Origin of the sequence: Tumebacillus amylolyticus, assembly GCF_016722965.1 — a bacterium.
In the GTDB taxonomy this organism is placed as follows: Bacteria; Bacillota; Bacilli; order Tumebacillales; family Tumebacillaceae; genus Tumebacillus; species Tumebacillus amylolyticus.
The window spans coordinates 331,073-355,681 of sequence record NZ_JAEQNB010000002.1 but is presented as its reverse complement, the minus strand read 5'-3'; the positions used below and the strand labels follow the sequence as shown (position 1 = coordinate 355,681).

Annotated in this window: 26 protein-coding genes and 2 riboswitches; of the genes, 16 read left to right on the top strand and 10 right to left on the bottom strand. The window is 54.9% G+C overall.

From position 1 onward, the window contains the following. Positions 1 to 816, bottom strand: coding sequence for a halocarboxylic acid dehydrogenase DehI family protein (locus JJB07_RS08675; protein WP_201633731.1), 816 nt, complete (start codon positions 814 to 816; stop codon positions 1 to 3). 84 nt (positions 817 to 900) lie between these two features. Further along, on the bottom strand, positions 901 to 2,157 hold the full coding sequence (locus JJB07_RS08670) for an MFS transporter (protein WP_201633729.1): 1,257 nt from the start codon (positions 2,155 to 2,157) through the stop codon (positions 901 to 903). 295 nt (positions 2,158 to 2,452) lie between these two features. Here JJB07_RS08670 and JJB07_RS08665 point away from each other — a divergent pair, with 295 nt between their 5' ends. Continuing rightward, entirely contained in the window at positions 2,453 to 3,400 is a 948-nt protein-coding gene (locus tag JJB07_RS08665; protein WP_201633727.1) for a 4-hydroxy-3-methylbut-2-enyl diphosphate reductase, read from the top strand. A 190-nt stretch (positions 3,401 to 3,590) separates the two neighbouring features. Next, positions 3,591 to 5,276, top strand: a complete 1,686-nt coding sequence (locus tag JJB07_RS08660) for a methyl-accepting chemotaxis protein (protein WP_201633724.1) — start codon at positions 3,591 to 3,593, stop codon at positions 5,274 to 5,276. A gap of 55 nt (positions 5,277 to 5,331) precedes the next feature. Here JJB07_RS08660 and JJB07_RS08655 read toward each other — a convergent pair whose 3' ends face one another. Continuing rightward, a complete protein-coding gene (locus JJB07_RS08655; protein WP_201633721.1) occupies positions 5,332 to 5,781 on the bottom strand; it encodes a coiled-coil domain-containing protein in 450 nt (149 codons plus the stop codon). Between the two features lie 132 nt (positions 5,782 to 5,913). Then, positions 5,914 to 7,011: a citrate synthase/methylcitrate synthase gene (locus JJB07_RS08650; RefSeq protein ID WP_201633718.1), complete on the bottom strand. Its 1,098-nt coding sequence runs from the start codon at positions 7,009 to 7,011 to the stop codon at positions 5,914 to 5,916. A 229-nt stretch (positions 7,012 to 7,240) separates the two neighbouring features. On the opposite strand from JJB07_RS08650, the gene JJB07_RS08645 reads away from it, so the two are divergent. From JJB07_RS08645 to thiC, 4 genes are all read left to right on the top strand, one after another. After that, positions 7,241 to 8,095: a DMT family transporter gene (locus JJB07_RS08645; protein WP_347338327.1), complete on the top strand. Its 855-nt coding sequence runs from the start codon at positions 7,241 to 7,243 to the stop codon at positions 8,093 to 8,095. A gap of 16 nt (positions 8,096 to 8,111) precedes the next feature. Beyond that, positions 8,112 to 8,993 carry a LysR family transcriptional regulator gene (locus JJB07_RS08640; protein ID WP_201633715.1) on the top strand — a complete coding sequence of 294 codons (882 nt, stop codon included), beginning with the start codon at positions 8,112 to 8,114 and terminating at the stop codon, positions 8,991 to 8,993. A gap of 31 nt (positions 8,994 to 9,024) precedes the next feature. Further along, a complete protein-coding gene (locus tag JJB07_RS24205; protein ID WP_283809087.1) occupies positions 9,025 to 9,150 on the top strand; it encodes a hypothetical protein in 126 nt (41 codons plus the stop codon). 64 nt (positions 9,151 to 9,214) lie between these two features. Next, positions 9,215 to 9,327, top strand: a riboswitch (TPP riboswitch). Positions 9,328 to 9,411: 84 nt separating this feature from the next. Next, a complete protein-coding gene (gene thiC / locus JJB07_RS08635; RefSeq protein ID WP_201633712.1) occupies positions 9,412 to 11,052 on the top strand; it encodes a phosphomethylpyrimidine synthase ThiC in 1,641 nt (546 codons plus the stop codon). A 45-nt stretch (positions 11,053 to 11,097) separates the two neighbouring features. Here thiC and JJB07_RS08630 read toward each other — a convergent pair whose 3' ends face one another. The 5 genes from JJB07_RS08630 to JJB07_RS08610 all read right to left on the bottom strand — a co-directional run bounded on the left by JJB07_RS08630 (position 11,098) and on the right by JJB07_RS08610 (position 14,586). Next, a complete protein-coding gene (locus tag JJB07_RS08630; protein WP_201633710.1) occupies positions 11,098 to 11,313 on the bottom strand; it encodes a hypothetical protein in 216 nt (71 codons plus the stop codon). Continuing rightward, positions 11,310 to 12,242 carry an RluA family pseudouridine synthase gene (locus JJB07_RS08625; RefSeq protein WP_201633707.1) on the bottom strand — a complete coding sequence of 311 codons (933 nt, stop codon included), beginning with the start codon at positions 12,240 to 12,242 and terminating at the stop codon, positions 11,310 to 11,312. The genes JJB07_RS08630 and JJB07_RS08625 overlap by 4 nt, the downstream gene beginning before the upstream one ends. A 19-nt stretch (positions 12,243 to 12,261) precedes the next feature. After that, positions 12,262 to 12,948, bottom strand: a complete 687-nt coding sequence (locus JJB07_RS08620) for an HNH endonuclease (protein WP_201633676.1) — start codon at positions 12,946 to 12,948, stop codon at positions 12,262 to 12,264. Continuing rightward, the gene (locus JJB07_RS08615; RefSeq protein ID WP_201633672.1) at positions 12,935 to 14,281 is read right to left on the bottom strand and encodes an AAA family ATPase; all 1,347 of its coding nucleotides are present in this window, start codon (positions 14,279 to 14,281) and stop codon (positions 12,935 to 12,937) included. The genes JJB07_RS08620 and JJB07_RS08615 overlap by 14 nt, the downstream gene beginning before the upstream one ends. A gap of 95 nt (positions 14,282 to 14,376) precedes the next feature. Further along, complete coding sequence (locus JJB07_RS08610) at positions 14,377 to 14,586, bottom strand: DUF1540 domain-containing protein (RefSeq protein ID WP_201633670.1); 210 nt, start codon at positions 14,584 to 14,586, stop codon at positions 14,377 to 14,379. A gap of 201 nt (positions 14,587 to 14,787) precedes the next feature. Between JJB07_RS08610 and hppD the strand changes: the two genes are divergently transcribed. From hppD to JJB07_RS24390, 5 genes are all read left to right on the top strand, one after another. Then, positions 14,788 to 15,888 carry a 4-hydroxyphenylpyruvate dioxygenase gene (gene hppD, locus JJB07_RS08605; RefSeq protein WP_201633667.1) on the top strand — a complete coding sequence of 367 codons (1,101 nt, stop codon included), beginning with the start codon at positions 14,788 to 14,790 and terminating at the stop codon, positions 15,886 to 15,888. Next, entirely contained in the window at positions 15,888 to 16,841 is a 954-nt protein-coding gene (locus tag JJB07_RS08600; protein WP_201633664.1) for a fumarylacetoacetate hydrolase family protein, read from the top strand. Before hppD ends, JJB07_RS08600 begins: the two co-directional genes overlap by 1 nt. A gap of 18 nt (positions 16,842 to 16,859) precedes the next feature. Further along, positions 16,860 to 18,017 (top strand): homogentisate 1,2-dioxygenase, encoded by a 1,158-nt coding sequence (locus JJB07_RS08595; RefSeq protein WP_201633662.1) that lies wholly within the window; start codon positions 16,860 to 16,862, stop codon positions 18,015 to 18,017. 15 nt (positions 18,018 to 18,032) lie between these two features. After that, positions 18,033 to 18,644, top strand: coding sequence for a flavin reductase family protein (locus tag JJB07_RS08590; protein WP_201633659.1), 612 nt, complete (start codon positions 18,033 to 18,035; stop codon positions 18,642 to 18,644). A 142-nt stretch (positions 18,645 to 18,786) separates the two neighbouring features. After that, complete coding sequence (locus JJB07_RS24390; RefSeq protein WP_201633656.1) at positions 18,787 to 19,413, top strand: DUF5105 domain-containing protein; 627 nt, start codon at positions 18,787 to 18,789, stop codon at positions 19,411 to 19,413. A gap of 48 nt (positions 19,414 to 19,461) precedes the next feature. On the opposite strand, the gene JJB07_RS08580 is transcribed toward JJB07_RS24390, so the two are convergent. After that, positions 19,462 to 20,343 carry an acyl-ACP desaturase gene (locus JJB07_RS08580; RefSeq protein ID WP_201634503.1) on the bottom strand — a complete coding sequence of 294 codons (882 nt, stop codon included), beginning with the start codon at positions 20,341 to 20,343 and terminating at the stop codon, positions 19,462 to 19,464. A gap of 173 nt (positions 20,344 to 20,516) precedes the next feature. Here JJB07_RS08580 and JJB07_RS08575 point away from each other — a divergent pair, with 173 nt between their 5' ends. The 5 genes from JJB07_RS08575 (at position 20,517) to JJB07_RS08555 (ending at position 24,609) form a co-directional block, all read left to right on the top strand. After that, positions 20,517 to 20,735, top strand: a complete 219-nt coding sequence (locus JJB07_RS08575; protein ID WP_201633653.1) for a hypothetical protein — start codon at positions 20,517 to 20,519, stop codon at positions 20,733 to 20,735. Continuing rightward, positions 20,732 to 21,157, top strand: coding sequence for a hypothetical protein (locus JJB07_RS08570; protein WP_201633650.1), 426 nt, complete (start codon positions 20,732 to 20,734; stop codon positions 21,155 to 21,157). The genes JJB07_RS08575 and JJB07_RS08570 overlap by 4 nt, the downstream gene beginning before the upstream one ends. 94 nt (positions 21,158 to 21,251) lie before the next feature. Further along, on the top strand, positions 21,252 to 23,027 hold the full coding sequence (locus JJB07_RS08565) for an adenine deaminase C-terminal domain-containing protein (RefSeq protein WP_201633647.1): 1,776 nt from the start codon (positions 21,252 to 21,254) through the stop codon (positions 23,025 to 23,027). A 28-nt stretch (positions 23,028 to 23,055) separates the two neighbouring features. Next, positions 23,056 to 23,139: riboswitch (ZMP/ZTP riboswitch) on the top strand. A gap of 76 nt (positions 23,140 to 23,215) precedes the next feature. Next, entirely contained in the window at positions 23,216 to 23,611 is a 396-nt protein-coding gene (locus JJB07_RS08560) for a hypothetical protein (protein ID WP_201633645.1), read from the top strand. Beyond that, on the top strand, positions 23,608 to 24,609 hold the full coding sequence (locus tag JJB07_RS08555) for a glycosyltransferase (RefSeq protein ID WP_201633642.1): 1,002 nt from the start codon (positions 23,608 to 23,610) through the stop codon (positions 24,607 to 24,609). Before JJB07_RS08560 ends, JJB07_RS08555 begins: the two co-directional genes overlap by 4 nt.

Here is a 24,609-nt window from a genome sequence, read left to right as displayed (position 1 = left end):
TTACACTTGCAACATCTGCGTCATCATCTCCACGTCGAGCAGGAGGCGCGGCAGAGTGTGACGGTAAGCGGTGATCAGCCCGATTCCGGCGGTGACTTCGCGTTCGCTTACTTGCAGCAGCAAGCGGTTGGGAGTCAGCGGCAGGGGATGGGGCAAGGCGTGGACGAGTTGTTTGGCGCGACGGCGGATGTGTCGGGCGGCGTCTTCGTAGGCGTCCGTTTGCACCAGCGGGTGCAGCGGCTCCCAAGCGCCGGTGAGAAATGTCGGGTGATGAGCGAGGGCTCGATAGACATCGGGCAGAGTGAAGAGGTCGTGAGCGGCGAGGATGTTTTGGAAAACGTGTCGTTGGGTGTGCGTTGCGTGTTCGATGCGCAGGAGTGGGATGTTGCGAGGGAAGTGCGGCAAAATGCCCGGTGGCCAGAATGCGTCCTCGTGGTTCTGACCGGAGATCGGACGCTCTGCGAGTGTTTCTTGCCAGGCGGTGAGCAACAGGAGAAGTTTGGCCGTCTCATAGCGAAACACAGGCAGCAGTGCAAGCGCGCCCCGGCGGTCGCGAGGCAATACGGAAGTGGACATAGGCGGAGGTTGCAGAGGTGGTTTGCGGTACGTGGTGAGTTCGGAGACCATTCGTTCCACATGGACGGAGAGCAAATTCGGTCGGCTCGCCTCAAACACCAGATGCAGGAAATTTGGATACAACGCCAACGCACGCAAGGGTTCACTGACGAGCGGGACGCGCATCGTCGCTTTGATGGTGTGATACAACTGACGCAAGCGACCTCGCGCTTCGCCTTCGGAAATCTCCGGCATGTTCATTCGACGTCCCCCTCCTTTCGTTCGACTCCTAAGTACAAAAAGTGTATGAAAAAAACCGGGTGGGCAACCCCGGTTTTTTTGCATTTATCCACTTTTTTCTTGAAGTTTTGAACGGACGTTTCCGTACGAGGGAAGCAAACGACAGACGATCGGTGCCAGAATTTCAAGCAATCCGCAGAGCAGAAAGACGCCGCGCACGCCAATCACCGTCGCCAGAGAGGTGCCGCACGCAATCGACAGCATCGAGAACGGCCCGTTGATCGGGCCGAATGCACCGTAGACCCGACCGCGCAAGTTTTCCGGGACGATGCGTTGAATCAGCGTATCGGTGACGATCATGTTCACCGAACCGATGATGCCAAACAGCGAGTAGCAGACCATCGCAAGCCACAGGGTGTTGCTCTGGGAGAACACGATGACCACGAGTCCGTCGAACGCAAACGACGCGATCAACAGCAGAAACACAGGCAGGCGGGAGATCAGCTTCGGCGTCACCAACGCCCCGAGCACGCCGCCGACCCCGATGCTGGAAAACAACCATCCCACGCGGGCGCTGACTTGATCGGGGGAGTCGGCGAGGTACTGTCCGACGAAGACCTGCGTCAGAGGGCCTTGAGTGGAGAAGCAGAACGTCATGATCACGGAGAAGAAAAACAGATACATGAGGATTGGCTCGGTGCGGATGTACGCCATCCCTTCGCGCACGCCGCCCCACATGCCGGTTTTTTCTCCCGATTCATCGGCCGCCGGTTGGGTGGACGGTTTGACGGTGACGAACAGCAACGCGGCCGCTGCGAGCAGTTGCACGACGACATTCACGGAGAACCCCGCGTGATAGCCAAATGTCGAGACGACAAGCCCTGCGAGGGCCGGGCGGAAGAACTGGGTCAGCGAATTCATCGTGACCATAAACGAGTTCATCGTCACATATTGGTCTTCGCGAACCAAGGTTGGCAACAACGCCCGATGCGGCGGCGTTTCAAAAGCGGTGAACGTCGAGTGCAACGCGGCCAGGACATACAACTGCCAGAGCTCGGTGGTGAACACCATGCCAAGCACAGCAGCCGCTTGTAGAATGCGAGACGCGATTAGAAGCGTCCGTTTGTTATAACGGTCGGCAAGCAACCCCGCCCAAGGAGCGAACAGAATCGACGGCAGGGTGTCGAGGATGCCCGACAAGCCGATGGCCATCGGGTTGTTCTCCGTCAAGGTCGCCGCTTGGGACCAAATGGCGAACAAGGTCATCGCCCCGCCGATCGACGCCAAATAATAGCTGAACGCATAGAACCCGAAGTTCCGATTGCGCATCAAATCGCGATACAAAAGCAAATCCTTCCACATTCCAAACACACTCCTCTCAAAAAAGGCAACAAAAAAAGCCGCGGGCGGCTACACCACCCACGGCTGTACTCCTCAGCACGTTGCAAACCGACTCAGGGAGCCGGCGGGGTAAGTGATGCGCCAAAAATGGACATAGTGATCCCGTAAACGTCGAAAGCGTTCATCAGAACTTTTGCCATGGCACATCCCTCATTTCCTAGAATTTACTCTTGCTCTCGATTATGCGCGACAACCCCTTCCTTTGTCAATGACTGTGCTATACTAAATTTTGAGGATATACAGAGGAGGAACGCACATGGAAGTCATTAAGATTTCGCCCCGTGGGTACTGTTACGGCGTGGTGGATGCGATGGTGTTGGCTCAACAAGCGGCCAAGGACCTCGACCTGCCCCGTCCGATCTATATACTTGGCAAGATCGTCCACAACTCGCACGTCGTGGACGCGTTCGACAAGCAAGGCATCATCACCCTCGACGGCGCAGACCGTCTCGCGCTGCTCGATGAGATTGAAACGGGCACGGTGATTTTTACCGCGCACGGCGTTTCGCCGCAAGTCAAGGAGAAAGCCATCGCCAAGGGCCTGACCACCGTCGACGCCACCTGCCCGGACGTGACCAAAACGCACGACCTGATTCGTGAAAAAGTAGCCAAAGGCTACGAAATCGTCTACATCGGCAAAAAGGGACACCCCGAACCGGAGGGCGCAATGGGCGTGGCCCCGGACAAAGTCCATCTCGTGGAGAAAGTGTCGGACGTGGAATCGCTGTCCATTGAAGCGTCGCGCATTCTCGTCACCAACCAGACCACGATGAGCCAGTGGGACACCAAAGCGCTGATGAACGAAGTGCTCAAACGCTACCCGCACGTCGAAATTCACAACGAGATCTGCCTCGCGACCCAAGTTCGCCAAGAAGCGGTGGCGGAGCAAGCGGGAGAAGCTGACCTGACGATCGTCGTCGGCGACCCGGCTTCGAACAACTCCAACCGTCTCGCACAAGTTTCCGAAGAGATTGCGAACACCAAGTCGTACCGCATCGCCGACCTCTCCGAACTGCAACGCGACTGGCTGCAAGGTGTGAAAAAAGTCGCCGTCACCTCCGGTGCCTCCACGCCTACGCAAGTGACCAAGGAAGTGATCGACTTCCTCGAACAGTATGACCCGGAAGAGGAGTCCACGTGGGATACGACGTTTAAAGTCAACGTGGAGAAAATTCTCCCGCGTGCGAAAGAGAAGAGCAAGTAAGACGTATATCGAAAAAGAAAGCACCCTGTTCGCCTCGGCGTGCGGGGTGTTTTTTTACGAAAATTCTGTGTGATTAAGTTTTTGTAGTTTATTAATGTGTTGTGGGAATTTCGTTTGAAGAAGCGATGACAACATTCCGGTTACGTGTCATAATATGTGTGTCTATGGACTTATAGTTGGGAGTGAGACCATGAAACTTCGCACGAAGATTATTCTGATGTTTTCGGCTGTGATTACCGTTGGAACGGCTTCGATGGGGACGTTTGCCGGCTACTCGATCAAAAGTGACATCGTCAGCGCGTCACAGGAGAAGCTGAAGTCGGACTTGGCGATGGGTCGGACGTTGATTGAGGAGAAGTACAGCGGAGATTGGGAACTCAAGGACGGCAAACTCTACAAAGGGACCACGGCGATGAATGACAATTTCACAGTCGTGGATGAGATTTCAAAAGCGACGGGGGATAATGTAACGATCTTCATGAACGACACCCGTGTCGCAACGACGGTGAAAAAAGACGACGGCTCTCGCGCAGTCGGGACCAAAGTCAGCGAAACGGTAGCGACTGCAGTGCTCAAAAACGGCGAGACGTATGTCGGGGAAGCGACCGTTGTGAACAAATCGAACCAAACGGCTTATGAGCCGATCAAAAACGTCAAGGGCGAGATCATCGGAATTTGGTTTGTCGGCGTGCCGAGCACGGCTTTTGACACGATCATCGGCCGGTTCCAGAACAAAGTTTGGATCTTTGGGATCGTGGGTTTGCTCGTGGGAATTTTGGTGGCCGCTCTGGTGGCGGAATTCAATGCCCGTCCACTTCGTCGTTTGACGGCGATCACGAAGCGTGTGGCGGCGGGAGACTTGACGGTGGAAGCGTTGAACTCCACCCGCAAGGATGAGTTTGGCGAATTGGGCAACTCCGTCAACGAGATGGTCGCGAATTTGCGGGGCCTGATCGGGCATGTCGGCGAAACGGCGGAGCAAGTGGCCAGTTCGTCACAGGAGCTCTCGGCGACGACCGACCAGACCGCCGCTGCGACCGAGCAGATTACGCACAGCATTCAGCATGTGGCAACGGGTGCCGAGCACCAAGTATACAGCGCATCCAAAGCGGCGCGGGCGTTGGAAGACATGTCGATGGGCATCGAAAAAATCGCCGAGACTGCAGTGGCGGTTGCCGAGACTTCCTTGGAAGCAACGCGTGAAGCGGAAGTCGGGAACGATGCGGTGCAGCAGGCGGTTCGTCAGATGGAAACCATCGCGGTCTCTGTGAACACGACGGCGACCGGTGTGAAGCAATTGGAGACGAGGTCGCTGGAAATCGGACAGATTGTCGAAGTGATCACGGGAATTGCCGCGCAGACCAATTTGCTCGCGTTGAACGCTGCGATTGAAGCGTCGCGTGCGGGAGAGCAAGGGCGAGGGTTTGCCGTGGTTGCAGACGAAGTGCGCAAATTGGCGGAGCAGTCCAGCATGTCGGCGGGACAGATTTCCGAGTTGATTCGTTCGATCCAAGAGGAGACCTCGAAAGCGGTGTATTCGATGGACGGCGTGATCGGCGAAGTGAAGTCGGGCACGCACGCGGTTTCGGAAGCGGGGGATGCGTTTACGCGCATTCTGACGGCCGGTCGTTTGGTTTCCGATCAGATTCAAGATGTTTCGGCGTCTTCGCAAGAGATGACGGCGAATTCGCAGCAGGTTTTGGATACGGTCAATGAGATGATGGAGATTGCACAGCAGTCGTCCACCTCGGCGCAAACGGTGGCGGCCACGTCCGAAGAGCAGTCGGCTTCCATCGAGGAAGTCGCGGCTTCGGCGGAGTCGCTCGCTGAGATGTCCAACCAATTACGTGCAGAGATCGGGAAGTTTCGCGTGTAGAAAGTGAAAGACCTGGCGACGGAGGCCAGGTCTTTTTTTTGGCGATGGGTGGGGGTTACTCTGTGAAGGGCGGGCGTTGCTGCTTGTACAAGTGAGCGAAACGGCGGCGGAAGTCTTCGTGGGCTTGTTTGAGTTGTTCGATGTCGAGGCCTTTGTGGGTGTCACGTTCCCTGACGTGCTCGTTCAACTCAAAAATCGCCTGGCGATTGAGGAAGATCTCCTCTTGCAGTTCGTGTTTGACGGAGTCGATCTTGCTGTCCAGTTCGTGTTTGACTGAGTCGATCTTGCTGTCTAGTTTGTCGTGCATGGCTCGCATTTCTGAGCGGACGTTGGCGAATTCGGTACGCATCTCCGAACGGACGTTGGCGAATTCGGTGCGCATTTCGTCTTGGAGGCTGTCGATTTGTTGTTGCATGCCTGTCATTTGATGTTGTATGCCTGTGATTTGATGTTGCATGCCTGTGACGGCGGTGACGAGGAGGTCGATTTTTTGGGAATCTGTCATGAGTTTGGGACGTCCCTTCTCCAATAGGATAATCATATCCTAGCTTGGATTTCTGTTAAGGGTCAAGAGCTCCTTGCAACATAAAAAAATGAACCAGCAAGCACTTTCGCTCTTGCTGGTTCTGACAATTTGTTAGTCCGGCATGATCCCGGTATAAGTGGATTGCGGACGAATGATGCGCATCTGCGCCGCTTCGAGGATGTGCGCGCTCCAACCGACTGTGCGGGACACGGCGAAGGTCGGCGTAAACAGCGAATCCGGCAATCCAATCGATCGCATCACAATCGCCGCATAGAACTCCACGTTCACGTTCAACTGACGGCCCGGCTTGAATTCTTGCAACAACTTCAACCCAGTGTTCTCCACATGAAGAGCGAGGTCAAACCACGGATCGTCCTTGGCCAATTCCTGTGCCACCACGCTCAGTGCCGTTGCACGCGGATCGCGGGTGCGGTATACGCGATGCCCAAAGCCCATCAGGACATTGCCGCTCTCCAGACGTTTGCGCATCCACGGCTCTGCATTTTCCTTGGTTCCAATCGCTTCAATCATCTCCGTGACTTCCGACGGAGCTCCGCCGTGACGCGGGCCTTTCAAGGCACCGATCGCCGCCGTGATCGACGAAACCAAGTCGGATTGCGTAGAGGCAACAACTCGTGCTGCAAACGTCGAAGCGTTCAGACCGTGTTCTTGCGTCAAAATCAAGTACGCATCCAGAGCACGAACATGCGCCGCAGACGGTACTTCTCCTTTGAGCATGTACAGGTAGTTGGCCGTATGATTCAGATCGGCACGCGGTGCAATCGGTTCACGACCGTTCAAACGAGCGTATCGATGTGCGATGATCGTCGGCAATTTCGCCGTCAATTCAAGTATTTGAGCAAGTGTCGGCGGGAATGCTTCGCCCGAAACGTGTACAGCCGAAACGGCCGTACGCAACACCGACATCATCTCCACATCCGCCGGAATCGAATCGATCAAAGCTTGAATGTAAGCCGGCAGTTCACGTTGAGCCGCCAGAGCGTCTACAAGCGCTTTCAATTCCTCCGCATTCGGGAGGTGCCCGTACCACAACAGATGTGCAACTTCTTCGAACGTATGATGGATCGCGAGGTCGCGCGCCCAATTGTTACGATATACGAGATGACCGTTCTGCCCGTCTACAAGGCTGAGATCGGTCTCTGCTACCACTACATTTTCCAGACCGAGGGAAACGAGAGTATCTGCCATAGTTTCCATCCCCTTTCTTCTATCTTCAGTATATCGACACAATTTCGAAAGGGGAAATAGAGGTTTTTAGGGGCTTCGATTACGTTTCTTAATCGTTTATAATCGAAATAGAGGTAAAACATCATTGGATCTGTGGACCTTGTTCGGGATGAGAACCCAAGAATACCAAAGCAAGGCGCGCAAAAATCCTCTATAACTGTACTAGAGCGTATTTCCGGGAGGGATTTTTGTGAAACCGAAAGATTATCTCATGCTGTTTTCACTAGCCGCCATGTGGGGCTCTTCGTTTTTGTTCATGCGCGTGGGAGCTCCGGCTCTGGGGCCGGTGGTCTTGATTGAACTTCGCGTGTTGTTGGCGGGGATTACGTTGCTCGGGTTTGCAGCGGTGCTCAAGCACAAGATCCGGATTCTTCACCTGTGGAAAAAATACTTGTTGCTCGGCACGTTGAACGCCGCGTTGCCGTTTTGCTTCATCGCGACGGCGGAGTTGCATCTGTCTGCTTCTCTGGCGGCGATCTTGAACGCAACGACGCCGCTTTTTACAGCGGTTGTGGCGTGGGGATGGTTGAAGGAACCGTTCACGTTCAAAAAACTGCTCGGCATCTTCTTCGGTATCTTCGGCGTTGTGGTGCTCGTCGGTTGGGACCCGCAGAACAGCGGAGAGTCCATTCTCTGGTCGGTGGTCTGTTCTTTGCTGGCTGCGTTGCTCTACGCCGTCGCGGGCGTTTTCTCGTCCCGAGCGTTCAAGGGAGAGACTTCGATGGACATGGCGATCGGGCAGCAGTTGGCGGCTGCGCTGGTCTTGTTGCCGGTTTCGTTGTTCGTGCTGCCAAGTGAGTTTCCGTCGATGGATGTGGTCTGGTCGGTCTTGGTTCTGGCCGTTTTTTGCACGGCGATCGGGTACTTGTTGTATTTCGGGTTGATGAAAAGTGTCGGACCGGTCAAGGCGTTGACGGTGACGTTTATCGTTCCGGTGTTTGGCACGATCTGGGGGGCTCTGTTCTTGGCGGAAGCGATTACGGGGCAGGTCTTCGTGGGGATGCTCTTGATCCTCATGAGCGTGTTCTTGGTTTCGAGAAAATAACACAGGGGGTGAGAGCATGGATGTCAAACTGCTCCGCACGTTTGAGATGATGGCGAAAGAATTGAACTTCCATCGCACGGCAGAACGGTTGTTTCTGGCTCAGCCGACCGTCTCGGTTCACATCCGTCAATTGGAGGAGCAGGTGGGCTATCCGCTGTTCGAGCGATCGGGGCGCAAAGTTCGCTTGACCGCTGCCGGTGAACGTTTTCGTCTGCATGCCCAACGAATCTTGCAAGCGCATGACGAGGCTTTGTCAGACTTGGCTCGTTGGAAGGCAGGGTATGACGACCGGCTCGATCTCTTGCTTTCTCCCGTTTGTGCCGAGCATCTCTTGCCGCCGCTGTGGAAGCAATTTGCCACGGTGCATCCAAATGTAGAAGTTCGAATCTACACGACGCGTTCCCCTTCTGTCGGGCCGGGCATTGCAGCCGGGCGTTCCCATGTGGGCATCGGCTTGTTGCCGTCCCAGCATCCGGATACGGAGACCAGCATTTTTACCGAAGGCGAAGTCGTGTTGGTGGCACCGCGTTCGATTGACCCTGCGCGTACCGATTATCGCGAGGTGCTGTTGGATCATCCGCTTTTGACAGAGAATCATCCCGAGTATTGGGAGCAGATTCTGCATCAACTGCATGAAACACAAGCGCCGATCCGCCCGATGCCGGTCAACCAGACGCATATCACGCGCAAATTAATCATCGAGGGTTTAGGGGTGTCGTTTTTGCCGCGCATGGCGATTGAGGAGGATCTGCGAGAGGGGCGGCTGGTGGAATTGCCGACGCCTGATCTGCGTTTGCCAAGGGTAAGCACGTATATCATCACGCCGCGCAACAAGGAATTGCCAAGAGCGGCTCAAGATTTTTTGGCGCTGTTGGCATGGAAACCTCCGCTTTCGTGATACAATAAGGACATGGAGGTGTTTCGGAACTATGAAACTGCGCCAATTGATGATGGTAGGTCTGCTGGTCGTCGTCTCCTTGACGTTCACCGGTTGCGGTGGCAACATGGCCGCTCATGATGCACAAGGCCACATGAACATGAACATGCACGAGTAAAAAACAAAACCGCGGACAAAAGTCTTGCGGTTTTTTTCATTTTAAGATACATTGACAAAGACAACTTCAGAGACACGGGAGCTTGGTTGAACCAGGCTGAGAGGATGGGAAGTCTACCATCGACCGTTTAACCTGATCTGGGTAATTCCAGCGGAGGGATCGCACGTGTGTAGAACGCGAAGGGACCTCCCTTTGCGTTTTTTTATTGTCCTCCGGGAAGGCATGAAGTTGAGCAGATCCTCAGACTGGGAGGTATGTTTCATGTCCACCGAAATTCAGAAGTTCCCCAACAGCCGCAAGGTCTACGTCGAAGGGTCGCGCGCCGATGTGCGTGTGCCAATGCGCGAGATCGAGCAAAGCGGTGACAACGCTCCGATCCGCGTGTACGACACGAGCGGGCCGTACACGGATTCGCAAGTGGAGACGGATATCGAGCAAGGGTTGGACGCGTTGCGTCGTCGATGGATTCTTGAGCGGGGCGATGTCGAGGAGTACGAGGCTTTTTCCGGGCAGAAGGTTCGACCGCTTCGAGCGAAGCCCGGCCGGATCGTGACGCAAATGCACTACGCCAAGCAGGGGATGATCACACCGGAGATGGAGTTCGTCGCCATCCGTGAAGGGTTGAGCCCGGAGTTTGTGCGATCGGAGATTGCAAGCGGACGTGCCATTCTCCCGAACTGCGTGAACCATCAGGAAAGCGAACCGATGATCATCGGTCGTCATTTTCACACCAAGATCAACGCCAACATCGGCAACTCCGCCGTGACGTCGTCCATTTCCGAAGAGGTGGAAAAAATGACGTGGGCAATCCGCTGGGGTGCAGATACGATCATGGACCTGTCTACAGGCAAGGACATCCACACCACGCGCGAATGGATTCTCCGCAACTCGCCGGTTCCCGTGGGCACCGTGCCGATCTACCAAGCTCTTGAAAAAGTGAACGGCATCGTCGAAAATCTGAGCTGGGAAGTCTACCGGGATACGTTGATCGAACAGGCGGAGCAGGGCGTCGACTATTTTACCATTCATGCGGGCGTGCTTTTGCGCTACATTCCGCTGACGGTGAACCGTGTGACAGGCATCGTGTCCCGCGGAGGTTCGATCCTGGCGGCGTGGTGTCTGGCGCATCATGAGGAGAACTTCCTCTACACGCACTTCCGCGAGATTTGCGAGATCTGCGCCCGCTATGACATTGCGTTTTCGCTGGGGGACGGATTGCGTCCGGGGAGTATCGCGGATGCCAACGATGAGGCGCAATTTGCCGAGCTGCAGACGTTGGGCGAACTGACCAAGATCGCGTGGGAGTACGACGTGCAGGTCATGATCGAAGGGCCGGGCCACGTGCCGATGCACAAAATCAAGGAAAACGTCGACCTCCAGATGGAGATCTGTCACGAAGCACCGTTCTACACGCTGGGTCCGTTGACGACCGACATCGCACCGGGGTACGACCATATTACGTCTGCGATCGGTGCGGCGATGATCGGCTGGTACGGAACGGCGATGCTCTGCTATGTCACGCCCAAGGAACATCTCGGGCTCCCGAACAAACAAGACGTCCGCGACGGTGTCATTGCGTACAAAATCGCCGCCCACGCCGCCGATCTGGCCAAGGGACATCCCTCCGCTCAGTATCGGGACGATGCGCTGTCGAAAGCCCGCTTTGAATTCCGATGGCACGACCAGTTTAACCTCTCGCTCGATCCTGAGCGCGCACGCGAGTTCCACGACGAGACGTTGCCCGCGGAACCTGCCAAGACTGCGCATTTCTGCTCGATGTGCGGGCCGAAGTTCTGCTCGATGCGCATCTCGCATGACATTCGCGAATCTGCCGAAGTTCAACTGGGTCTGAGAGAGAAATCGGAAGAGTTTCTCCAATCAGGAGGCAAGATCTACCGCTGATGCATGAAAAAAAAGCAAGGCACCTCTTCGGGGCCTTGCCTTTTTTTAGTAGCGGCGTTTGCGGGAGTAGAACTTGCCGATTCGGTTCATGCCGAGCAGGGCGAGGAAGGTCCAGCCGTACCCGATGACGCCGAGCAACCAGAGCGGAGCGGGGGTCCCGGCTGATTTAAATCGCCACCAGATCACCGTGCCGGAGACGGCGACGAGAAAGGAGACGAAGGTGAGGAGGTTTTGGAGCAGGAGGCGTTGCTTTTTTTTCATGCCTGTGTTCCTTCTTTCAAATGGGCCTGCAGAGAGGCTAAGTCTAAGGGAAGCGGGGCTTCGAACGTCATGGCTTCACCTGTTGTCGGATGCGTGAGCGACAGGCGGGAGGCGTGCAGACCTTGGCGTTTCAACAGCGTCAGGCCGGCGCTTCCGTACTGGCGGTCGCCGAGCAACGGGTGTCCGAGATGGGCCATGTGTACGCGAATTTGGTGGGTGCGGCCCGTTTCGAGTTCGAGGTGGACGAGGGTGGCATCGTCGTAGCGTTCGACGACTTTGTACCGAGTCAGCGCGAATTCACCTGCGTTCGGGCGGACGGCGCGCAGGTTGGGATCGTTTTTGTTTTTGCCGATGGGGGCGTCGATGACGCCGCTGTCTTCAGAGAACGTGCCGTCCACGAAGGCGAGGTATTCGCGCTTTAGTTCTCGGTCGCGCAATTGGCGGTCGAGGTGCTGGTGGGCGAATGCCGTTTTCGCGACGACGAGCAGTCCGGAAGTGTCGCGGTCGATTCGGTGGACGGGGCGAATCTTGGTGGACAGACCTTGCTCTTGAAAATGATAAGCGAGGCCGTGGGAAAGCGTGCCGGTCTGCTGCGGGGAAGTCGGGTGAACGAGCAGGAACGGCGGTTTGTTCAAAATGATCAGGTCGGCATCTTCGAACACGATGTGAAGCTGCATCTTGACCGCTTCAAGACCCGTTTCCTCCGTGAAAGACAACGCCGCTCGGAGGACGTCGCCCACGCGGACTTTTTTGCTGAGAAAAGCGGGCTTGTCGTTGAGCAGAATGCCTTTGCTGCGCGTGAGTTTTTGGATCATGCGACGGGAGATGGAGAGGGTGCCGATGAGAACTTCCTCGACCGATCTGCCGACTTCCGCGTCGGTTATGGTGTGTTCGACCCAGCGACGGGTCGGGGATGGTTGGTTTGACATGGCGTGCCTCCGTGTGGTGCTAGGGTCTGTTGTGTCGTGATTTAGCTTGGTAGGTATCGGTTTCGAAGCAATGCGGACTGGTGCCTGGGAAGGATTCGTTGAAGCGGCGGATAATTTCCGGGTAGTCACGGAAGACCGTGTACCAGATGGACCAGTAGCCGCTCTTTTGAGCTGCTGTTACGAGCAAATCCACGTGCAGGTCGTCAGTAGGGCGGGAGGCAAATGAGTCCCGATAGCGTTTCGCTAACTCAAAATTGAGCCTACGGTTATGTAGCCTTCGGTCATTGCTTTCCGAGGGCGTGGGGTTTTTGTTGAGTCCGACGAGGTTGATCAAATTGGTGGCTCTGGCGTGATAGGGAGAATCGACGGCTTTCACTCGACCATCTTCAAGATAGGCGAAGATCATGTGCGTGTCATCCAAATCTGGCCAAACGTAGTCCGCCAGTTGTACGTCTTTGTGTCCTTTTGTCGGGTTGCAATGAGGGCAGGCTAATAAGAAATTGTCCCAGTGCAGGGCCAATTGGGGATATAACGTTTTGGGTTGAACATGCTCGACAGCAAGACCAGCCTCCAGCCGCATTTCGCAGTAGGAGCAGAACTCACCGAGTCGGGAGATAAGTTCTGGGTGTGCTTGTTGGTACTTCTGAAAAAGAACGTCTTGGTTGGAATCATCCTTGGGGTGACTACCTTTTTCAATCGGTCTCATTGTTTGCTCCTCTAAGCAACCGTAAACGTTCCAGCTCTAGAATGGCGTGAAATGCGACGTTGTCACTGAAAAGGGAATCAAGTTCGTCGATTCTATGTTTGGTTTTTGAGATTTCGGCATTAAGTTGTTCACGCAGTTCGGGTTCTTGCGTGTCGTTCAGGCGGTCTAGTAAGAGGTAGTAATGCTTGGTAGACTCGTATAACTCTTGTAGTTTTTCACTCCGTTGAGGGAGATCAACGCCCATGACATGTTCGCTGACGTCTTCGACGCTTTTGTTGACGTAGGTGGAAGGGGGGACGTCTTTGACTACGATGTCCTCGTCGAGCACTCGAAGTTCCCCTTCTTCCAAGGATTGCACAACAAAAGGGGAGTGGGTGGTTACAATAAATTGAACGTTGGGGAACGTAGTTTTCAAGTCCTCTACGATGTGGCGTTGCCATTTTGGATGTAAGTGCAAGTCTAGTTCGTCGATGAGGACGATGCCCGGAGTTTGGAGATGGTCTTCTAAAAAAGGATTTAGAACTGCCATGCGATGTGCGATGTCTGCGACGAGGCCCATCGTGTTGCGATAACCGTCGCTGAGGAGACGGAAGGGAATCTGTTCGCCGTTCTCAAGAAAGACTTGGATTTCATTACGCAGTGGATCGTAGTCGATTTTTTGAACGCCAAGTTTGCACATACAACTGACAATGGCTCTACGGACGGATTCAAGCACCTTAAGTGGTTCACGTCTTCTGATTTCGGCAATCGACATCTGAATGAACCACTTTGTGAAATAAGATTCGTTGGCGTTCGGGTTCAGGTAATTGCGGTAGCCTTCGAATCTGGAACCGGGTGAGTGATGATCCTTGCTCGTGGACTCCTCTTGACTCCAAAGCCGTGACGTTTTAAAAAAGGAGAAAATAGGAATTTCGATCTGTTCGCCCGTACTAACTTTGGCTAAGAGTTCGTTTGCTGCAAGATACAGATCCATTTTATCGATGAAAGTTTTAGCATGACCGTAGGCCTTTTCTTTAATCAGAAGTGAATCGATGTGTCTGTCATGGATCTTGAATCCGTATTTCACGTAAACAGGAAACTGCGGCTCAAGGGTCGGTATTTCATCATGCTGATATTTTTGTAAGCGTACTTCTTCCAGCTCTATCTCTCTCTTATCATTGTAGTTTTGTATGAGTTGATTTGCATACTCCCCAATCGCCACCGAAACCCCTTCAAGAACCGCCGTCTTCCCGGAGGCATTGTCTCCAACGAGCACGGTAAACTGGGGGTGGAACGTGATCTCTTTTTCCCGAAAACCATGAAAATTTTCGAGTTTCATCCACTCGATCTTCATGCGATCAACTCCGAATCTGTATTCTTACTCCCCAGTGTATCCTTTTCAAAACGAAAAGAGCAACCAAAAGTGGTTGCTCTCTCCATAAACCCTCACTACTCTTTCGCTTTGAAAGTATGGCACATGGTGCAACGGCTGTTGGCTGCCGTATCTTCGTGCACGTTCTCCCCGAGGTCGTTGCCGAACTCGGTTTGGAAATCGCGGTTGGCGTGAGCATCGATGTCTACGAGGATTGCGTTCGCTGCACACGCACCGCCTTCTGCCCAGTAACTGCAGTTCGAAACAGAACAACGTACTTCCGGCATCCACATGCACTCCTTTCAAATTGGGTCTAGGCGTAGTATGACCTCTCTTTGCAAATCCTACCCGAAGACTATGATGCTTTAACGCTTGAAAACCTTTTCGTTGCAACGTGCATGCTTGCGTGACCAACCATTCGGTTGATACTCTAACTTTGACAACTATCTGAAAACGGTTTCTCTGACAATTTGGGGAGGTTCATAAACATGGCAGACCAATACGATTTCTTGCCGATTCGTCACGTTGATTTTGTAGAATTCTGGGTGGGCAACGCCAAGCAAGCGGCGTTCTACTTTGCATCTGCGTTCGGGTTCCGCCCGGTCGCATTCAAAGGTTTGGAAACCGGAAGCCGCGATCGCGTTTCCTATTATATGGTCTCCGGCGATATCCACGTCGTCCTGACGGGCACGTTGGATGACAACACCGACATTGCAGCACACGTAAAACTGCACGGCGACGGCGTCAAGGACATCGCAATGCGCGTGGACGACGCAGAACTTGCGTACAACGAAGCGATCAAGCGCGGTGCAGTCTCTGCGGTAGCTCCGCAAACGCACACCGATGAGCACGGCACGGTCAAAACCGCTGCCATCTACACCTACGGCGAAACCTTGCATACGTTCGTGGAACGCGATGACTACAACGGGATCTTCCTCCCGGGCTTCATGCCGTACAAAGGCAACATGAAAGTCAACAACGCAGGTCTCGTCGCTTGCGACCACATCGTCGGCAACGTCGAAGAAGGCAAAATGGACGAATGGGTCAATTTCTATGCCAACATCCTCGGCTTCTCTCAATTGCTCTCCTTCGATGACAAGGACATCTCCACCGAATACACCGCTCTGATGTCCAAAGTCATGCAAAACGGCACCGGCCGCATCAAGTTCCCGCTCAACGAACCGGCGCAAGGCAAGAAGAAATCGCAAATCGAGGAATACCTCGACTTCTATAAATCTCCGGGTGCCCAGCACATGGCGCTGATGACGCACGACATCATCGACACCGTGGCGAAACTGCGTGCCAACGGCGTGGAATTCCTCCAAGCACCGGACTCCTACTACGAAGAACTGAAAGAACGCGTCGGCAGCATCGACGAAGAAATCGAGAAAATCAAGGAACTGAACATCCTCGTCGACCGTGACGAAGACGGCTACTTGCTCCAGATCTTCTCCAAGCCGGTCATGGACCGTCCGACGTTCTTCTTTGAAATCATCCAGCGCAAAGGCGCAACTTCCTTTGGCAAAGGGAACTTCCGAGCGCTGTTTGAAGCGATTGAAAAAGAACAAGAGCTGCGCGGAACCCTCTAATGAAATACGTCACCTACCTCGATACCGCAGGCGATGCCCGCGCCGGTCTGTTGATCGGCGGGCACATCGCCGACTTGGAACGGGGACTTCAATGGGCGCAGGAGAAGGGACGTTGCCTCGAGCAGCGTTCCTACCCCGCGTCTCTTCTCCGTTTTCTGGAATTGGGCTGTGACGCGCGTGAATTGGCCGCGTTTTTCCGAGAAGAAACCACGTGGACGGCAGAGGATTTTGCCACACCTCTTGAAAAAGCGAACTTGCTCGCTCCGCTCCCAAATCCGCGTTCCTTCCGAGACTTCTACGCGTTTGAAGAGCATGTCAAGACCGCGCGTGGCAATCGCGGGGCGGACATGGTCCCTGAATGGTACGACTTCCCGGTGTTTTACTTCTCCAACCACCAAGCTGTCGTCGGGCCGGAAGCTCAAGTGGAGCGTCCGCGCTACACCCAAGCGCTCGACTATGAACTGGAAATCGGCATCGTCATCGGCAAGCAAGGCCGTGACATCGCACCGGAAGATGCGCACGAGTACGTCGCCGGTTTGATGGTCCTGAACGATTGGAGTGCCCGCGACATTCAGATGCAGGAAGTCAAAGTCGGACTCGGCCCCGCCAAAGGCAAGGACTTTGCCACGTCGATGGGCCCGTACTTGCTCACGCTGGACGAGTTGGAAGACGTGCGCGACGGGAATCGCTGGGCACTGGAAATGACCGCCCGCGTCAACGGCCTTGAACTTTCGCGCGGCAACTTCAAAGGCATCTACTTCTCGCTTGGCGAATTGATCGCCCGCGCATCGGACGGCGTCACGCTCTATCCGGGCGATGTGCTCGGCACGGGCACCGTCGGCACCGGCTGCATCCTCGAATTGACCACCAACGTTCATCGTTGGCTGGAACCGGGAGATGTCGTCGAGCTCGAAGTGGAACGCCTCGGCATCCTCCGCAATTCCATCATCTAAAAAAGGAGGCATCGTCCCATGCCTTTCTACCATTCTCTTGGCGAGATTCCGCACAAGCGCCATACGCAGTTCCGCAAACCGGACGGTACGCTGTATCGTGAACAACTGATGGGCACCAAGGGTTTTTCCGGCATCTCGTCGCTGCTCTACCACTCCAACCCGCCGACGCAGGTGAAGCGCGTGGAGAAAGTCCGCGACATCGTGTTGGAAGCTGAAGCACAAGTCCCGCTGGCACATCGCCACTTTTTCACCTCCCGTTTGGAAAAAGGCGGCGACCCGATTGACGGACGCCGCACGCTCCTCTTCAACGACGACGTTACCATCGGCCTCTGCCAACCGATGGAGCCGATGAAGTATTTCTATCGCAACGGCGAAGAGGACGAAGTCCTTTTTGTACACGATGGGGAAGGGAAGCTGGAGACTGTATTTGGCACGATTCCGTATCGCAAGGGCGACTATCTCGTCATCCCGATGGGAACAACATACCGTGTCGTCACCGAACTCCCGTCGAAGTTTCTCGTCATCGAATCGGCAAGCGCCGTCGAGACGCCGAAGCGCTATCGCAACGAATTTGGACAACTGCTCGAACACTCTCCGTTCTGCGAGCGCGACATTCGTCCGCCGTCCGCGTTGGAAACGCACACGGAGCAGGGCGAGTTTGAAGTCCGTGTCAAAGCTCGCGGCATGTTGACCGCGTACTTTTTTGACTTCCATCCGCTCGATGTCATTGGGTGGGACGGCTATCTGTTCCCGTATGCGTTCAACATCGAGGACTTCGAGCCGATCACCGGACGTCTGCACCAGCCGCCGCCGGTTCATCAGACGTTCCAAGCGCACAACTTCGTCATCTGCTCGTTTGTACCGCGTCTCTATGACTACCATCCGGAGTCGATTCCGGCGCCGTACTTCCATTCGAACATCGAGTCGGACGAAGTGCTCTACTACGTGGACGGCAACTTCATGAGCCGCAAAGGGATTGAGGAAGGCTCGATCACCCTGCACCCGATGGGCATCCCGCACGGTCCGCATCCGGGCACGATTGAAGCCTCGCTGGGAAAAAAAGACACGCAAGAACTCGCCGTCATGGTCGATACGTTCCGCCCGCTCAAAATTGCAAAGCAAGCGGCGAACGTGGAAGATCCGAAGTACATGATGTCCTGGAACCCGCAGGGCTAAGGGAGGCACCACGCGATGCAAATCGATCCGCAGTCCCTCCCGTGGAGAGACGCTTACAAATACCTCAACGGCGCAATTCTTCCGCGCCCGATCGCTTTCGTTTCCTCTGTTGACGAGGGAGGCACGCTCAATCTCGCGCCGTTTTCGTTCTTCACCGCCGTTGCCGCCAAACCGCTGACGATTTGCATCTCCGTCATGCGTCGCGGTACAGACGGAGCGAAAAAAGACACGCTGCGCAACATCGAAGCCACCAAGGAATTCGTCGTCAACATCGTCAGCGAATCGTTCGCAGGACCGATGAACGTCACCGCAACCGAGTTCCCGCCGGACGTTTCGGAGTTTGACATGTCAGGTCTCACGCCGGCTCCGAGCACGGTCGTCAAACCGCCGCGCGTCGCCGAGTCCAAAATCAATTTCGAATGCAAACTGCACCAGATCGTCGAAGTCGGCGGTGACGAAGCGGGCGCGTCTGCTCTGATCATCGGGGAAGTCGTGCAGATTCACGTCGACGACGACATCCACCTACCCGGCGGCAAGATCGACGTGCAAGGTCTCCAACCGATCGGTCGTCTCGCCGCGAACGATTATGTGCGTGTCACGGACACATTTGAAATGGTTCGAAAGTAACGGATCACCCTTGAATTTCATAGAAAACAAAGGAAAAGCGCGGGAGGGAAGCCTCCTGCGCTTTTTTTGTCATGTCCTTTCTGATGCGACAATTGGAAAAGTATGTTATTCTTCAAGCAAATAGAGAGGTGGGGGTTTAAAAGTGAAAAAAGCAATTGCAATCGGTTTGTTGGCGGTCGTCAGTGCGATGATGATCGGGTGTGGCGGTTCTTCGACGACCACGTCGTCGAACGGAGGCACCACGGCCACCAAGGAAGCAGCCGCTACGGCACCGAAGGACGTCGTCAAAGACTTCCTGACCACGCTGCAAAAAGCAGACCTCGACGCAGCGGCGAAGTTCACCACCGGTGACAATCCCGATCTGTTCAACAGCGAAGAAACCAAGGAATCGCAACAAGTTCTCACCGACATGCTCGGCTCGATGACCTACGAAATCGGGGAAGAAAAAGTGGACGGCAACAAAGCGACCGTCCAAGTGAAAGTCAACGCGGTCGATTTCACCGACCTGATGACGAAGATGATGCAAGACATGATGGGCGAAGCGATGAGCGCGGCATTGGCTGACCCGACCAAGACTCCGGATCAAGCCGAGATGGAGAAAAAAGCGCAAGACGCCCTGAGCAAAGCCATCAAAGACCCGAACACGCCGAAGAAAACCACCGATGTGACGGTGAACTTGGAGAAGTCGGGGAATTCGTGGAAGCTCACCGCCGACAACGACAAATTGATCACGGCCGCATTTGGCGTTTCCGACACGGCGGCTCAGTAATCATATAGATAAAAAACCGCTGAAGCACAGGGCTTCCAGCGGTTTTTTTTATGCGTAACGTTTGGCGATTCGCTCCAAGCGGTTGCAGTATTTGAGGATCTCAAGGCGTGCCAATTCGGCTTCGGGAGCGCTCGGTTTGAGGTTCGCGAGGTCCCAATAGTCGACCAAGACTTGCACGACTTGTTGGTAGTAATTCTGCGGACCGTAACTGGCTTCACGGGCGATGGTCTTCATGCGGTCTTCGAAGTCCGGCATGTGCTCACCCGGCATGAAGAAGCCGAGCAGGACGTTGCGCACGTAGAGGATGTAGTTCGGTTCCAAGTCGAGATGTGCTTTGACAGCGTCGCGGTAGAACGCATAGTGCAGAGACTCGTCCTTCGCCAGACGGCGCAGGAGGGTGCTCAGCGTGCGATCATAAGGCGCTGCGGCCTTGGCGACATTGTTGTAGAAGACCAAGGTGGAAAGCTCTTGGAACGAAGCGTAGGTGATCGCTTCGATCGGGGTGGTGAAGTTCGATTCGAATCCGCCTTGCACAACGGTTTTGCGCAGGTGGTGCAGTTCGGTCGGATTGGAATTGCGAGTGAGGATCAGGTAATTCTCCAAGAGGTTGCTGTGTTGGTCTTCCTCCGCTACCCAAGTATGGATAAACTCCCTCATTACGTTCAGCGAGCCGATAAACGTCGAGCTCAGATACGTGGTGAACCACGGCAGATTGATTTCGGTCAAAAGGGCAGTTTCAATCGCCGTATAGATCGCCGGGGGCAGTTTGCGCTGTTCGAGCGACCAAGGATTCTCTTTGAAGCATTGGCCCTGGCCCCACGGTACAAACTCGTGGTAGCTCCAGTCGATCGCCGCTGCGCGGGTGAGATGATCTTGGTACAGTTCGATCAAGCGTTGTTCCAAGCGCGGGTTCAGCGTGGGAAGAAGGATCATGTCTGACCTCGTTTCTGTGGATATGGTTTTGTGATTTTTTTTCAATTGAGAGGTTCCACTACATTATAGTGTTTTAGACAAGCTTTGCCTACCGTAAAACGAAGGGAATGATTTTTTCTTTTCCCCGCAAATGAAGTATAGTAAGAAGGGAGAGAGGAGCGTATCAACCCATGTCTTATCACACTACATACAGAGTCGAAGATGGCCGCACGTTGCATGCCTCGTTTGAGAGTCGGGACAACCGCGACGGATTCGAGATTTCGCTTGGGATGTACAAAGTGAATCTCGGCCCGATCACGGAGCAGGTGTTCCGCCAATATGTCGAGCGTTTTGCCGGGAAGTGGTCTGAATCGGATGATCGCGATACAAAAGGAGAGAGCACGACATGAACCCTATGAACCAACCTGTCGTCGCGACGGCGACCCATTGGGGCCCGCTGTTGTTTACGTTGATTTTCGGGGCCGCGATGGCGGTCATTTTGTTTGCCGTCATCCGTAGACGCGCTTTGCAAAACGACAACTTGATTTCGTTTCAAGGCGGGGCGATGTTCGTCATCTACCTCGCAGGCGTGATCTTGACGATTATGTTTGCTTTTTACCTCGGAATCTCCGTCCTGAAGAGCATCGGGACCCCGCAATCGGGCCTCGCGTCGACGATCTCCGCGATTACAGTCGTGGAAGCCGGTTTGCTTGGCGCTCTGTTGCCGTACCGCTATCACGCCCGCTCCGGCAAGACGCAAGCATGGCTTTGGCTGGCGATCGGCGTGGCGTATGCGCTTGTTTTTTACCTAACAGCCCAAATTTTGCGATAAAGTTCATAAAAACGCCGTTGCCCTCAGAGGAGGCCGACGGCGTTTTGTCGTAGTTGTTGAGAGATAGAGTTTGAACGAGGTAGGAGGGTTCGGCATGGCGGCAAATACAGTGCGCAGCATCACGGAGCAAGAATGGGGCAGACTGGTGGCTTGTGCCAAAGGTCAAACGGAGCCGGATTTGGTCGTCCAAGGCGGCACGATCCTAAACGTCTACAGCGGAGAGTTGATGGAAGCCAACCTGTGGGTCGTGGGAAATCGCATCGCGTATCTGGGACCGCGCGTCTACGAAGGCACGCAAGCGCAAGTGATCGACGCAAGAGGCAAAGTGGTGTCGCCCGGCTACATTGAACCGCATGCGCACCCGTTCCAATTGTACAACCCGATGCGCTATGCCGAGACGATTCTCGCGCGGGGGACGACGCTCAGCGTCAACGACAACTTGATGTTGGTGCTGGGGATGGAATTTGCACAGGTCGGGCGCTTTTTTGAACTGATGGCGCAGTTGCCGATCAAGATGATCTGGGGCTTGCGACTCGACCCGCAGGCGCATCTGCCGGAGAAAAAACACAAGTTCGGACACATCCCGGTTTCGCGCCTGTTGAAAAACCCGTACGTATGGCAAGTCGGAGAAGTGACAGACTGGAAATCATGGATCGACGGCGACGAAGAGATGCGCGACAACGCACTGACCGCCCGAGCGATGCACAAGCGGGTCGAAGGCCATGCAGCGGGCGTTTCGTGGGATACGCTGAACGTGTTGACGGCGGCGGGGGTCACCGCCGACCATGAAGCGATCAACGCAGAGGAAGCCTTGCGCCGTTTGCGACTTGGAGTGTGGACGACTTTGCGTCATTCTTCGTTGCGTCCGGACTTTCCGCAGATTCTGCCCGAACTGATCCCGCAAGTGAAAAATTGGAGCCGTGTGATGATGACGACAGACGGCCCGACACCGGAATACCTGCAGAACGGCTATACCGACTTTTTGATTCGTCATGCCATTGAATTGGGCATGGATCCGATTACGGCGTATCAACTCGTCACGATCAACCCGGCGACGTATTACGGAGTCGATGCAGAGATCGGCGGTTTGGCACCGGGCCGTATCGCCGACATCAATGTGCTGTCGAATTTGCTGAATCCGACGCCGGAGCTCGTCATCGCCGAAGGCCGCATCGTGGCGCGAGACGGTGAATTGGTCGAGCCTTTGAAAGGCCCGTCGTGGGCCGAAATCGGCATGCCGCCTGTGAAAAAACTGGGATCGCCGATTCAGCCGAACTGGTTTGATGTCTATACGGACGGAGACACGTTCCCCGTCATGCGCCTGAGCAATCCGGCGATTACCCGCCGCGAAGAAATGCCCGTGGAGAAAGACGCAAGCGGGCGTGTCGTGGGACTGGTGGAGAATTCGGAAGACCTCTGCTATGTCTCGCTTCTGCAACGCGAAGCCGAGTGGGTGTGCAACGGCGTCATTCAGCACTTCGCAACGAGTCTTGCGGGGCTAGCGTCGAGCTACACGGGCGCGCGCGAATATCTCGTGCTGGGTCGTGATAAAAAAGCGATGGCCGCCGCGTTGGAACGCGTCCAAGAAATCGGCGGGGGAATTGTCATCGTCGACGAGAACCACAACGTGATCTACGAACTTCCGCTGATCATCGGCGGTTCGATGGGCGACCAGACCGTGGAAGAGTTGGTAAAAGCATCGAGAGAGCTCTTGGCTGTGCTCAAAGAGCTGGGTCATCCGCATTACGACCCGATCTACACGTTGTTGTTCCTCTCTTCGGCTCACTTGCCGGAAGTGCGGTTGTCGTCCCAAGGGCTGTTCGAGATGAAAACCAAGCGGGTCTTGCACCCCAGCCGAACCCTGCGGTAGAATGGAAATACCTAATGTAGACGCAAGAGTCAATTCGCATGACTGGCGGAAACGTGGAAGCAACCACGAGGGAGTGCGAATGTAGATAAGCCGGACCGCCTGGGCACAAAGGGACGAAGGAATTCGACCGAGCTCAGGCGGTTTTGTATTTGTTTGCCGGAGCTGATGAGGAGAGGAGTGTCCGTCAGATGATGGTCTATGAAGAGCGATACGGAGATCGGGTGACGTGCCCGCATTGTGAAGCGAAGGGTGCGTATTTTGATGAGATTCCGGTGTCGGAGGGAGCGTTTGAAGACGTGCTGTGGCAAGCGGGGGTGTGCCCGCGCTGTCGCCAAGCGGTGCTGTTCAAGCGAATCTGCGATTTCGGCGACACGACGTCGCTGTGGCTGGCCGACCATCGGACGGAGATCATTCGTCGGTATGTGATCTTCCCGGAACAGGGCACCCGCCGCGTGCTGTGGCGCATGTTCGTGGAAGACCCGCTGCATACCTTTTTGGCTCGTCAGGGATTCTATGACCGACATTTGTATTTGATTCGTCCGGCGGCGAAACGCGCAAGGAAGCAGAGAGAGGGGACTCTATGAAAAAAGTCGGTTTGGTGATGCGCAAGATCCAGTTTACAGAAGCACAGGGCCCGCGTGTATTTGCAGATCGGTTGAAGGACATCTCCCGCGAACTCGGCGTGGAAATCGTATTCCTGTCTCCGGAGCGAAATGTCAGCGGCTATGACTGGCTGCCCGGCTTCGAACACGAGAAAGGCGATCTGGTCAATTACGACATCATCCTCGACCAGATTCATTCGCAGAACATCGAGCATGTCATCTACACGGTGTCCGGCTTCACGTTCCTCAAGATGTTTGTCAAAAACAGCGTGTTGTTCCCGCACAGTTTCCCGGACCCGGCGTTGACCGGCTATGAGATGATGAAACCGTTCTACTCGATTGTGGACAAGGCGGTGGTGCAGACGGAGTTCCTCAAACGTGAACTTCACCGCAATTTTGGCGTCACCGATGTGAACGTCATCCCGATCGGGTTCAACGAAGACCTCGCCGAACGGCACTTCGATCCTTCGCAGATCGTGGACAACCGCGTGTTGTGGATCGGACGTGACGAAGAGAACCGCCGTCCCGACCTCGTCTTGGAGTACGCGAGACAGAACCCGGACAAGGAAGTCTACATGGTCTTCGGCGGTCGCCGCTACGAAGAGAGCATGAAAAAGTACGACATCCCGCTCAACGTGAAACTTCGATTCGCGCTGACGCAAGATGAAATTTTCGCGCTGATGAACTCGGCCAAAGTGTATTGGAGCTGCTCGAAGTTCGACACGTTCGCGATGCCGCTCACAGAAGCGTTGGCGATGGGCAAGATCGTGGTCAAGCCGGAGCACCCTTGCTATGATCACATCTCGTCGACGCATTCGTTTGCGGGCAATGAGAAGAACTGGTTCGAACTGGTCAACATGGCGGTGGCGTCCTCGCAGAAGTTCTCGATGGACAACCGTCAGTACGGGTTCGAGAAATTCTCGGCGACGGTGATGAAGCAAGGCTACCGCGACTTTTTCGAGAATTGGTTGCGTGCCTAG